The organism is Streptomyces sp. NPDC111507 (assembly GCF_055638955.1).
The window spans coordinates 101,905-114,026 of sequence record NZ_JBVKBU010000018.1; the positions used below are offsets into that span (position 1 = coordinate 101,905).

The 12,122-nt window shown below is 72.5% G+C and carries 8 protein-coding genes; 2 read left to right on the forward strand and 6 right to left on the reverse strand.

Annotated features, from left to right (window positions below; translation table 11 throughout):
- Positions 1–72: 72 nt before the first annotated feature.
- From ACZ7M2_RS43570 to ACZ7M2_RS43585, 4 genes are all read right to left on the reverse strand, one after another.
- The gene (locus ACZ7M2_RS43570) at positions 73–2,001 is read right to left on the reverse strand and encodes an ABC transporter ATP-binding protein (RefSeq protein WP_471600021.1); all 1,929 of its coding nucleotides are present in this window, start codon (positions 1,999–2,001) and stop codon (positions 73–75) included.
- Positions 2,002–2,112: 111 nt separating this feature from the next.
- Positions 2,113–2,871 carry an NUDIX hydrolase gene (locus ACZ7M2_RS43575; protein WP_054229890.1) on the reverse strand — a complete coding sequence of 253 codons (759 nt, stop codon included), beginning with the start codon at positions 2,869–2,871 and terminating at the stop codon, positions 2,113–2,115.
- A 131-nt stretch (positions 2,872–3,002) separates the two neighbouring features.
- Positions 3,003–4,934 (reverse strand): glycogen debranching N-terminal domain-containing protein, encoded by a 1,932-nt coding sequence (locus tag ACZ7M2_RS43580; protein WP_471600022.1) that lies wholly within the window; start codon positions 4,932–4,934, stop codon positions 3,003–3,005.
- Positions 4,935–5,512: 578 nt separating this feature from the next.
- On the reverse strand, positions 5,513–7,039 hold the full coding sequence (locus tag ACZ7M2_RS43585; protein ID WP_471600023.1) for a DUF4192 domain-containing protein: 1,527 nt from the start codon (positions 7,037–7,039) through the stop codon (positions 5,513–5,515).
- Between the two features lie 133 nt (positions 7,040–7,172).
- On the opposite strand from ACZ7M2_RS43585, the gene ACZ7M2_RS43590 reads away from it, so the two are divergent.
- Together ACZ7M2_RS43590 and ACZ7M2_RS43595 are read left to right on the forward strand one after the other, a co-directional pair.
- Complete coding sequence (locus ACZ7M2_RS43590) at positions 7,173–9,371, forward strand: RecQ family ATP-dependent DNA helicase (protein WP_471600024.1); 2,199 nt, start codon at positions 7,173–7,175, stop codon at positions 9,369–9,371.
- A 223-nt stretch (positions 9,372–9,594) separates the two neighbouring features.
- Entirely contained in the window at positions 9,595–10,230 is a 636-nt protein-coding gene (locus ACZ7M2_RS43595; RefSeq protein ID WP_352051108.1) for a hypothetical protein, read from the forward strand.
- Positions 10,231–10,684: 454 nt separating this feature from the next.
- Here ACZ7M2_RS43595 and ACZ7M2_RS43600 read toward each other — a convergent pair whose 3' ends face one another.
- Positions 10,685–11,311, reverse strand: a complete 627-nt coding sequence (locus ACZ7M2_RS43600; RefSeq protein ID WP_352051107.1) for a hypothetical protein — start codon at positions 11,309–11,311, stop codon at positions 10,685–10,687.
- A gap of 68 nt (positions 11,312–11,379) precedes the next feature.
- Positions 11,380–12,081 carry a ribonuclease HII gene (locus ACZ7M2_RS43605; protein WP_471600025.1) on the reverse strand — a complete coding sequence of 234 codons (702 nt, stop codon included), beginning with the start codon at positions 12,079–12,081 and terminating at the stop codon, positions 11,380–11,382.
- Between the last annotated feature and the right edge of the window lie 41 nt (positions 12,082–12,122).

Consider the following 12,122-nt stretch of genomic DNA (forward strand, 5'->3'; position numbering starts at 1 on the left):
CCTTATCGGAAAGAAATGGGCGTTCTCCGGGGAGTTGTGCGCACGGCGGGAACGGAAGGGTAAGGACGGTCGTCATCGCACCCTGCTTCGCAGGGTCGTGAGCAGATACGCGCAGAGCAGAGCGGTCAGCGACAACATCAGGGCACCGCCCACGGGTTGGGCGACAAGGCGCGCCCCGGCCGCGATATAGCGCGCTCCTCCGAACGGCCATTGCATCAGCAGGAGCTCACGCAATCGCTCGGAAAACCCGGCCGCCTTCCGCACGGACGGTCCCGCCAAGGTCTTTTGTACGAGTGGTACGACCACGACCGGGACGGCGAGCACCGCCGCGAGCCCGGCGGTGGTGGACCGGAAGATGCCGGCCGCCAGCACTCCCGCCCAGGCGCAGCCCACGGTGAGGCCGATCCAACTCGCGCTCAGTGAAAGCCAGTCCGCAGGAACTCCAACGAGCTCTCGTCCGTAGACGAGATAGAGCATTTCGAGGTCGCAGCCCACCGTGAGGACGGCCAGCGCCAGCGCGGTGGCCGAGGCGACGAGGAGTTTGGCGGCGAGCAGTCCCAGCCGGCGGGGGACGGTGCCGCGGTCCGCGGCCAGGGCGGGGTGGCGGAACTCGTCGCCGAAGGCGAGCGCCCCGAGCAGTCCCGCACCGAGCGCCGCGGGCGGCAGAGGGCATTCCCGCGGCCAAGCGGCCAGGAGCCGCGGCTGGGGTGTGTGACCGATTCTGGCCAGGAGTACGGACAGCAGGGCGGAGGTGACCAGCACGGTGATCGCGGTGAGGTAGCCGGTGCCCACTCCGGTGGCGCGTCGCAGTTCGTAGCGCAGCGGACGCAGTGGGCTCGGTGCCTGGCGTACGGCGATGGGGGGCGGGAGCTGAGGCAGGTCCCGCACGCCCGGCGAACCGGCCGGACGGGTCCCCGACTCGGCCGTCGGTCCCGGCTCGTCGGGCGTGTGCGCCCCGGTCGCAGCCACGGCAGTGGCGGGTTCGTCGGTCGCGGGAACATCGTCCGTGAGGGCATCGACCGTGGGGGCATCGTCCGTGGGGATGGAGGTCGCGGAGGCAGAGGTCAGGAGGGCAGAGGTGACTACGGTCGCGGAGGCGAGGCCCTCGGCACGGAGCGTGGCATGCGGCCCCATGTCACCGGTCTCGTCGGCGAGTTGGTGTACGAGGATGCCGTGCCGGAAGGCGGTCTCGCCGATGTCGGCACAGGTGCTGCCGTACACCGAGAGCCGGTTGCCGTCCTCGCGCACGACCTCGACGGAACGCTGCGCGGCGCGGGCCTCCTTGGCGAGCAGGGCTCCGAGGCGGGCGGCGTGCGGGCTGCGGACGGCGACCCGGGGGCGGAGCCGGGTGCGGGCGAAGTCCGCGGCCTCCTGGTCGGCGACGAGGCGGCCTCCCTCCAGTGTGATGACCCGGTCGGCCGTCCGAGCGGCCTCCTTGGGGTCGTCCGTGCTGAACAGAACGGTGCCTCCGTGGGCCGCGTGCGCCCGCAGAATGCCGTGCAGCCAACGACCTTCGGTGACGGAGAGACCGCCGGCGGGATCGTCGAGGACGAGGGTGTGCGGATCGGACAGCAGCGCACAGGCCAGGCCCAGACGGCGGTCCATACCGCGCGACAGGGTGCCCAGGCGTTCGTCGCGCAGGCTCACGAGCCCGACGACCTCGATCACTTCGTCGACGCGCCGAATCGGGACACCGACGGCCGCGCACACCATGCCGAGCTGTCCGCGGATCGTACGCGCGGGATGGCCCGGCACCTCGCTCAGAAGCACACCGACTTCGCGCGAGGGATGGGCGATCCGGTGCAGGGGACGGCCTCTGAAGTAGGTGATTCCACGGCCCCGCTGGAGTTCGAGCATGAGCCTCAGCGTCGTCGTCTTGCCCGCGCCCGGGGCCCCGAGGAGCGCTGTGACACGACCCGGGCGCGCCTCGAGGGACACGTCGTCGACGGCGGGGGGAAGCTCCTTGCGGGGGTTGCTGGTCAATCCGATGGCCTGGATCACTCACAGCAAGATAGCGTGACATTTACGGTTTTTCGGGCACCTTGCGGCTCTTCCCAGGCAGCTCTCTCCACTCTTTCGGCGCGACGCGCCCCGTGAGCCGATCCGCCCGCGTCAGACCTCGGGGCGCAGCATCGGTGGATTGAGCAACGTGGCGCCGCCGGCGCGGAACAGCTGCGCGGGTCGGCCGCCCTGGCGCGTGGTCGTGCCGCCCGTGGGCACGAGGAACCCCGGAGTGCCCGTCACCTTGCGGTGGAAGTTGCGCGGGTCGAGTGCCACCCCCCACACAGCCTCGTACACGCGGCGCAGCTCTCCGACGGTGAACTCGGACGGGCAGAAGGCGGTGGCCAGCGACGAGTACTCGATCTTGGACCGGGCGCGTTCCACCCCGTCCGAGAGGATCTGGGCGTGGTCGAAGGCCAGAGGTGCCGCCTGCTCTCCGTCGCGGCCGTAACCGCCCTGTTGCAGCAACTCCTCCACGGGCGCCCACCGCGCGCTGTTGGCGTCGCCTCCGGCCCTGGGCGCGGGCAGATCGGGGGCCAGCGCCAGATGGGCGACGCTGACCACCCTCATCCGCGGGTCGCGCTTGGGGTCGCCGTAGGTCGCCAGTTGTTCCAGGTGCGCGCCGTTGTCCTGTGCCGGGGCCGACGGGTCGTGGGCGCGCAGCCCGGTCTCCTCGACCAGTTCGCGCGCGGCCGCCTGTGCCAAGTCCTCGTCGGGCCGTACGAAGCCGCCCGGGAGCGCCCATCGTCCCTGGAAAGGCTGTTCCCCCCTCCGTACCGCCAGCGCACACAGGGCATGGCGACGCACGGTCAGCACGACCAGGTCCACGGTCACGGCAAAGGGCGGAAAGGCCGACGGGTCGTAGGGCATGCCGCGATCATAGTCGTCTGCCTGACGATAAACACGCCCTTCGTCAGTCGCTTCCACTGATGATCCACATCTGTCCTGTACGGGTCCCACCGGCCGCTGCCGGTCGCCGTCCGAGGACGCTTCGCGCGAGGTCACACTCCCAACTGCAGTCCGCCGGCCGCCTCCTCCACCATCGCGAGACCGAGTCTGCTGACGCGCACGGAGAACGCGGCGCCCGCGATACGCAGTCCCGTCAGTCCGATCTCGCCCAGCGGCGCGCTACTGACCGGGCGCAGCGTCACGGTCCGGGCCGGGGCGTCGGGGCGGATGCCCGCTAGGGAGGTGAGGAGCAGCACCCCGGCGGCCGCCGCCGTGGCCGCGGGCCGACATGCGGCGGGGTGCGGGAGCGGGGCGCCGCCTTCCGTGCGCTGCTCTCCCGCGTACATCTCGGGCAGCCTGTTTCCGAAGGTATCGGCGGCCGCCAGCAGCCCCCGGAGCAGAGCGCTCGCCTCCTTCTCGTAGCCGGCGGTGAACAGACCGGTGACGGCGGTCGCGGTCTCCTGGACGCGCACGGCGCCGCCGCGATGTCCGAAGGGGTTGTACGCCGCCTCCTGGGCACCCAGGCTGCGCAGACCCCAGCCGGAGTCCATGGCCGGGCCGCCCAGCAGCCGTGCGAGCTGCTCGGTCTGCACCTTGTCGAGGAGGCCGGGGGCGAACACGCCGGAGCCGAGCAGCCCCGTGTCGAGGAGGTGGGCGGTGCTCGCGCCGAGGTGGGCTACGAGGCGCCCGTCCGGGGCCCGGGCGGCCGCCGGTCTACCGCCTCCCCGGTCCTCGGCCCAGAAGTCCCCGCGGAACGCGGTCCGCAGTTCCCGGGCCCACTGCACCAGTCCCTCGCCACCCGGCCGGCCGTACGTGTCGAGCAGATCGGCGCCCAGCAGCGCCGCACGGTGGGCGTGCGCCTGCGTCTCGCAGCGGAACGGACCGCCGGGGTGCGGGTCGGGCAGATACGTGCCGTCGCCGACGGTGGTCCGCAGCCATGCGAGGCACCGCTCGGCCGCGGGCAGCAGTTCCTCGGTCTCCTGTTCCGGAAGTCCCCAGCGCCTGGCCTCCGCGAGCAGTACGGGGAACAGCAGGGTCGCCTCGGTGGCCGTGCAGCCCGGAGGCAGGTGCGGGCCGGCGTCCCGGCGCGGGCCGGGGATCAGGCCGGACTGCGCTCCGGGACCCGCGATTTGGGTGCGGGCGAGGGTCCGCAGCGTGCCCGCGGCGAGCCGGGTGCCGAGTGGCAGTGTCATCCGGGCCGCGACCAGTGCCTCGGCCGGCGCCAGGCCACATCGCCACGGCGCCCCCGCCGCGAGGTGCGTGTCCGACGGGTGGGTGGCATCGCGCAGCAGGAGCGCCTGGAGGTCCTCGACGCAGGTGTCCATGAGCGCCTGGACCCTGGGGTCGTCGCCCGTGGCACGGGCGGCGGAGAGCGGGCTCGTGGCGCCGCGGCCGACGGCTCTGGCCGGCCCCGCACCGCCCGGTCGCACCCTCAACTCCAGGCTCCGGGTGCCGCCGGGTGGCAGTTCGAGCTCCCAGCGCAGCAGTCCGGCGGAGGCCAGGGCGTCGGCGGGCGGTGGGTCGGCGGTGACGATCGAGCTGCCGGTGGCGCAGGCCCATCGCAGGCCCGAGTCGTGGACGCTGGCGGGCAGTTCGGGCCCGGCTCGGCCCGAGGCGACGGAGCCGAGCTCCGCGAGATCCGTGGCGAGGGCGACCTCGACGGGCACGCGCAGGGCGCGGGAGGAGGCGCTGCGCAGCGTGATCCATTCTGTGCCGTCCGCGTCGCGCGTCCGCTCCACGACCACGTCGGGATCCGGGCCGCCGTCGGCGCAGGCGCGCACCGTCCCGACGAAGCGGGCTCGGTCGGCGGAGAGCATCCGGGCCTGTACGGCGAGTGGTTCGCGCCCCGCCACGCGCACCTGGCAGCGGGACAGCGTCCGGCGGCCCGCGCGGTAGAACCCCTCCAGTCCGCGGCCGGTCAGCTGCCCCTGGTCCGTGGAGATCGCCAGTCCCGGCAGGGCGACGCAGATCAGGGCGTTGTGCACGGGTGGCAGGTCCGTGGTCCGGCGCGGCCCGGGAAGCGGGGTGTGACGAGTTGCCGGACCGCCCGGGCCCGCGAAGGGGCTCAAAGCGCTCTCGACTCCTGCGAACGGGGCCTGCGAACCGGCGCGACGCGGGAAGGGCTGAGCGGACCCGCGCACCGGCGGGAAAACACCGTCGGGATCGGAGGGTGGAATGGGCAGGGGCATGTGGCTTCCTCGGTCAGTGCGCCTGGGGCGCGCTCGGCGCCGGGTTGGGGGCTCCGGAGGGGCGAGGGCGTTCGGCGGCGCGGCCCGGCCACAAATACCGCCACACAGGTGAACGGAACGGCCCCGTCCGGGGTCACGCCCTGGGCCGGGCAAGCAGACCGGATGGCGGTGGGATGGTCGGTGTGGCATACCGCGGAGGGCTGGTACGGGTGCGGTGGGGGCCAAGCGTTCGGGCTTGGGATCGAGGGCGCGCCGTACGCCCGTGCCGCGCGGGCTGGGGCGTGCCGCCGCGTCGAGTGGAGTGAGACCCGGTGCCCGGGACACCTCAGGTGTCACCCGACCCGCTCATCGTCGATCCACCCCGCTCTCCACGCTCACGTCTCCTCCCCCGCAACCCGCCGACCGCCCTTGCGGCGGGCACGTGCCCTTTCACTCGTCGCCGCAGGCGCGCGCCCGGGTCCCTCCCCGCCGGGCGCGACCTCATCGGTGGGCCGACGCCGGCGGAGGCCACCGACCCCGGGGTGACGCCCGCTTCCGCGCGGTGCCTCGGTCCCCGCCGGACGTGCCCTGCGCCGGCGTCGGTTCGAGGTGCCCGGCGGCTCGGCGACATCGCGCGGCGTCGAGCGAGCGGGACCCGATGGCTGTTCCGCTTCCGTGCCTGTCCGCCCGGTGCGCTCTACGCGCAGGCAGCGGCGGATCGACTCCGGGTCGAGGCCCTCGTTGCACGCCTGGTGCAGGAGACGGGCGAAGAGGTAGTCGGGATCGGCGCCGAGTGCCATGGCCAGGGCCTCGCGAGCCTCCAGTTCGTCACCGGTCGACCATGCGACCCACCCCGCGAGGGTGAGGGGTGCCGCCGCGTGCTCGCTGTAGGGGCCGACGCAGCGGCGGGCCAGCGCCCGCCAGAGGCGCAGGGCCGGGCCTGCCTCGTCGCCCTCCATCCACTCGGCGGCGCGGTCGCGGGTCGTGCGGTCCTGGAGTCCGAGGATCAAGGTGGCGGCCTCGTCGTGTTCCAGGAGGCCGTCGTCGCGGAGGTCCGCCGGGCGTGTGCCGGACACGGGCGGGGCGTCGGCGAATCGCTTCACGATCTGCCGGGCCAGTCCGAGGGTCTCCTCGGCCACCTCCGCACGGCCCTCGCCGTCGAGGATCCTGGGAACCAGGGCCATGCTCGCCGTGTCGAGCGCCGTCTGCTGCTCCCGTGCGGCCGCGCCTTCCCACGGAATGAACCGAGCGGTGAATTCCCTCAGCGATCCGCGCACTTGGAGGCCGGCGTAGGTCGCGGCGGCGGCAAGGACGGAGGTGCCGGGCAGTCCCATCGGATGTCCCTCGGACGAACAGCACCCCTGGCCGGGGCAGCAGTAGGACCAGAAGCGGCCGTCGGAGATGCACAGGGCCTCGATGACGGGGACGTCGAGGCGACCGCAGGCAGTGCGCAGAAACTGCGCGAGCGGCCGCAGACGTTCCATGACGTCCCGTCCCGACTCTCCGGTCCCCGGCTCCTGGCAGAGGTAGGCGACCATGTTCTCGGGCCGTGCCCCTCTGCGCTCGCTTCCCTTCACCAGTCCTTGCGCCAGCTGATCGGCGACGGACGGCCAGTCGTCCGCGTGGGCGGGGATGCCGAGCCGTGCCCGCCCGCCGAAGCGGCCGCGCCTCTCCCCGTCGTGCAGGGCTACCAGCACGATGCTGTCCTCGGGCCGGTATCCGAGCAGGTAGGGCAGGGCATCGGCCAGTTCGGCCGGTGTGCGCAGGGTCACCTGGTGCTGCCCGGGCAGGTCGTGCCCATCGTGCGCGCCCCGTCCGCTGTGCCCGCTCGACGCGTGGCTTGCGCTGTCTCCCGCGTGCCGACCGCGCCCGCTGATGTCACTGTCACCGGACGTGCCGGCTGCTTCGTTGTGATTCGTCATGCCGTGACCATCCCGCGGATCTCAAAGTTCCGCTTTGTCCTGTGGATAACCTTGGCCATGACCACGACATGACTTGTCCACAACCCGGCGGCCTCATTCGCGTGATGTCCGACCCATCGGGTTGCATGGGGCCATGAGCAACGACGACCCACGCCCCGCGACCCACACGGACCTGCCCAACGCCGACCTGCGCGCCGCGGCCGATGCCGTGCTCGCCCGCCTTGTCGGCGCCTCGGCGGGCGAGGCCCGGCTGCGCGAGGACCAGTGGCGCGCCATCGAGGCCCTGGTGGCCGACAAGCGCAGAGCCCTCGTCGTGCAGCGCACGGGCTGGGGCAAGTCCGCCGTGTACTTCGTCGCCACCGCGCTGCTGCGCGAGCGGGGCGCCGGGCCCACGGTCATCGTCTCGCCGCTCCTCGCCCTCATGCGTAACCAGGTGGAGGCCGCCGCCCGCGCCGGTATCCACGCGCGGAGCATCAACTCGTCGAACACGGAGGAGTGGGAGACGATCCAGGCCGAGGTGGCCGCGAGCGAGGTCGACGTGCTCCTGGTGAGCCCTGAGCGGCTCAACAATCCCGACTTCCGCGACCAGGTGCTGCCCAAGCTGGCCGCGGCGACCGGCCTGCTCGTGGTCGACGAGGCACACTGCATCTCCGACTGGGGACACGATTTCCGGCCGGACTACCGCAGGCTGCGCACGATGCTCGCCGATCTCCCGCCGGGCGTCCCCGTCCTGGCCACCACCGCGACCGCCAACGCGCGCGTGACGGCCGATGTGGCCGAGCAGCTGGGCACCGGCGCCAGCACCGACGCACTCGTCCTGCGCGGGCCGCTGGACCGGGAGAGCCTGAGCCTCGGTGTGCTGCGGCTGCCGGACGCCGCCCACCGGATGGCCTGGCTCGCCGAGCACCTGAGCGACCTGCCGGGCTCGGGCATCATCTACACACTGACCGTGGCCGCCGCCGAGGAGGTCACCGCGTTCCTGCGCCAGAGCGGGCACACCGTCACCTCGTACACCGGAAAGACGGAGAACGCGGACCGCCAGCAGGCCGAGGAGGATCTCCTCGCCAACCGCGTCAAGGCCCTGGTCGCCACCTCCGCGCTGGGCATGGGCTTCGACAAGCCCGACCTCGGATTCGTGGTGCACCTGGGCTCCCCCTCCTCCCCCATCGCGTACTACCAGCAGGTGGGTCGCGCGGGCCGCGGGGTGAAGCATGCCGAGGTGCTTCTCCTGCCGGGCAAGGAGGACCAGGCGATCTGGGAGTACTTCGCGTCGATCGCCTTCCCTCCGGAGGAGCAGGTGCGCCGGACCCTGGACGTCCTGGCCCGCGCCGAGAGGCCGCTCTCGCTGCCCGCCCTCGAACCCCTGGTGGAGCTGCGCAGGTCCCGTCTGGAGACGATGCTCAAAGTGCTCGACGTGGACGGCGCGGTGCGGCGCGTCCAGGGCGGCTGGATCTCCACGGGCATGCCCTGGACGTACGACACCGAGCGCTACGCCTGGGTCGCCAAGCAGCGGGCCGCCGAACAGCAGGCGATGCGCGACTACGTGTCGACCACCGGCTGCCGGATGGAGTTTCTGCGGCGCCAGCTCGACGACGAGCTGGCGAAGCCGTGCGGGCGCTGCGACACCTGTGCGGGAGCGCGGTACGAGGCGTCCGTGTCCCCCACCGCGCTCGACGCGGCCAATGGCGAGCTGGGCCGCGCCGGTGTCGACGTCGACCCCCGCAAGATGTGGCCTACGGGCCTGCCGGCCGTCGGCGTCGACCTGAAGGGGCGAATCCCGGCGGGCGAACAGGCCGCACCGGGGCGCGCCTTGGGGCGGCTCTCGGACATCGGCTGGGGCAACCGGCTGCGGCCGATGCTCACACCCCAGGCACCGGACGGACCCGTACCGGACGATGTGGCGAAAGCCGTGGTCGGCGTCCTGACCGACTGGGCGAAGGGGCCCGGCGGCTGGGCCTCCGGGCAGCCCGACGCGCAGCCGCGCCCGGTCGGCGTCGTCACCATGGCCTCGCGCAGGCGTCCACAGTTGATCCAGTCGCTGGGCGCACGGATCGCGGAGGTCGGCCGACTGCCGCTGCTGGGGTCCGTGGAGTACGTCGGCGAGGCCGTCGCACAGGTCTCCCGGAGCAACAGCGCCCAGCGGCTCAAGGCACTCGACGGGGCGCTGGCCGTGCCGCCCGCGCTGGCAGCAGCCCTCAAGGAAGCAGGCGGTCCCGTGCTGCTCGTGGACGACGCAACCGAGACAGGCTGGACACTCGCCGTCGCCGCGCGCATGCTGCGACGATCCGGGGCTCAGGGGGTGTTGCCGCTGGTCCTGGCCGTACAGGCGTGACCCATGTGTCGCACACAAGAACAGTGGGCAGGGATATACACGACGTATAGCCGGAAAACGGTCGGTGGCCCCAATTGCTCGTTGCCGCAACCAAGTTCGACAGGAAGAATTGAGGTCCGCTCCCCGCACGGCTCGCCCGTGATCCGGTAGGGCTCTGCTGCGGCGTGCGCTCCCCCAAGTCCGACCCCGCCCGCTGTGTGGGCGCGTAGCCGAAGGGAGGACCGTGACCTTCGGATTCGCTCCGTCCTCGGCGGCATCCATGTCGACGTCTGCCGATCTGTCCGCCGCTTCCGCCAACCCACTGACCCGTATGCTCGAACCCGCCGAATGGGCCGCTGCGGGGATTCCGCTGCTGCGCAATCCCCGGGAGGTCGTCAGCGGATTGCACGCACGGCACCGGCCGAGACCCACGACCGCCATCGTGGCCGTCCTCGACTCGGACGAACGGCTACGGGCGAGCGCCTCGTTCACCCGGCGGTCGGCGCCGGCCGACGGCTGGATGTTCCGCAACTCCCTGCTGGCGCAGCTGCGCCGGGTGATCCCGCACGACCTGCGGCGCCGCACCCCGGTACGCACGGCGGTGCTGCTCTACTGCCGCGAGGGCGACGCACGGTGGACCGAGGAGGACGGGGCGTGGATGTGGGGGCTGCGGGACGCCTGCACCCTCCACGGGCTGCGCTGCGGGGCCTACATCACGCTCACGCACGACGGCTGGCAGGTACTCGGCGAGGGCCGTGGCGGACGCCGTCCGAGCGCGGACTCCCCACCGGAGGCCTTCGCCCTGACAGAGGCACCGCCGCCGCTCCCGCGCACCGGGGGCGCCGCGTCGGAGGTACTGCGCCGGGCGGCCGCCCGCTGAGCAGTCCGCAGCCGTGAGGCGTCGGCGCCCGCCCAGGTGCCGAGCGCCTTGGAGGCCCCTGAGGGGCACTCGCCCCCGTGGCCCGGGCGCGTCCGCCCGCACCGTGGTGGCCCCGCGGCGCGCGGACCGGGCAGGGTCAGCGCCGTAGTGCTTGCGCCCGTTCCAGAGGCGTATGTGCCTCTCCGGAACATGCGGACGGCCACCCGGCTGTCCGGCGTCGGCGTGCGCCGAGGAGACACCCCGTCGTCAGAGACGCACACCGCCGCCACCATGCCCTCGGCCAGCAAGCACGCACTACGGGCCACGAACCACAGGCGCAAAGCCACCGGCACACTGACCACAGGCACGCCAAAACGACCGCCGTACAGGTGGTGCCGTAGGGGCACCACCATCACGCCCGAGACCTCGCCCGGAGCATCGCCCGAGCGAATCCCGGACGGTGTCCGGGATTCGTTCAGACCCCGGCGCCCAGCACCGAGTTGATCTGCTGCGGGTCGCCGCAGACGATCAACAGGGCGCCGGCCCGGCCGAGGGCCAGGGGCAGGGCGGTGGCGGCGGCAGCGTCGGGACCGCCGTTGACGGCGACCACGACCACGGGACGGGACGCGGCCCGGCCCGCGACGGAGGCGTCGGCGTAGAAGACGTCGTCGCCCGCGTCGTGCTGCGCCCAGTAGGCGGCTTCGCCGAAGGAGAGTTCGTGCGCGGCCCACGGATGCGGTTCGCCGGTGGTGATCACCAGCACCTCACCGGGGGCTCGGCCCGACTCCAACAGCAGGTCGACCGCTTCTTCTGCGGCGTCCAGCGCACCCTCGACCGAGGCCGGGATCAGCTGGATCTGTGGGGTGGCAGCAGCGGGCGCGGCCGCCGGGACGGTTGCCCCCGGCGTGGCCACGACCGGCTCACGCGGGGTGCGTTGGGCCGGCATCGGCCGGACAGGTCCCGGACGTCCGGGACGCGGCGGAGCCGCGGGACGGGGACCGGGTACGGGACGGGGGGTCGGCGCGGTGCGGCCACTGGCCGGAGTCGCGCGGGGACCCTGGGCACTCTCGTGAATCTGAGGCTCCTCGGGAATGAGAGGCATGAGCTGATATTTATCAAACGCCGGTGCGACTCGCGTCGGCGGGTGGCACATGAGTGCGAGCGGAACCGTCAGAAATCGAAGCCGAGCTGACCTTCGATCTCCGGAGCGCTTCCGTCCGCCCAGCTGCGGACCTTCTTGAGGTGCCGCCACTGGGGCAGCGCATCAAGATACGCCCATGACAGCCGGTGGTACGGAGTGGGGCCCCGTTCCTCCAGTGCGGCCTTGTGCACCGGAGACGGATACCCGGCGTTGGCCGCAAAACCGAAGTCTGCATGGTCGACACCCAGTTCGGCCATCATTTTGTCGCGCTGAACCTTGGCGATCACCGAGGCCGCCGCAACGGCCACGCAGGACTGGTCACCCTTGATCACCGTGCGAACCCGCCACGGCGACCCGAGGTAGTCGTGCTTCCCATCGAGGATGACCGCGTCGGGGCGGACGGGCAAGGCCTCCAGGGCCCGCACCGCGGCCAGACGTAGCGCGGCCGTCATCCCCAGGTCGTCGATCTCCTCAGGAGAGGCATGCCCCAGGGCGTACGACGTCACCCATCTCTCCAACTCCGCGGCCATCACGGTACGGCGCTTGACGGTGAGGAGTTTGGAGTCGGTGAGGCCCTCGGGCGGACGGCGTAGTCCCGTGACGGCGGCGCAGACGGTGACCGGGCCGGCCCACGCACCTCGGCCCACCTCGTCGACACCGGCAATGATCTTCGCTCCGGTCGTGGCGCGGAGGGAGCGCTCGACGGTGTGAGTCGGTGGTTCGTACGGCATGGCGCCCTCAGCCTACGCCGCCCCGAGCCCCTCGCGACACC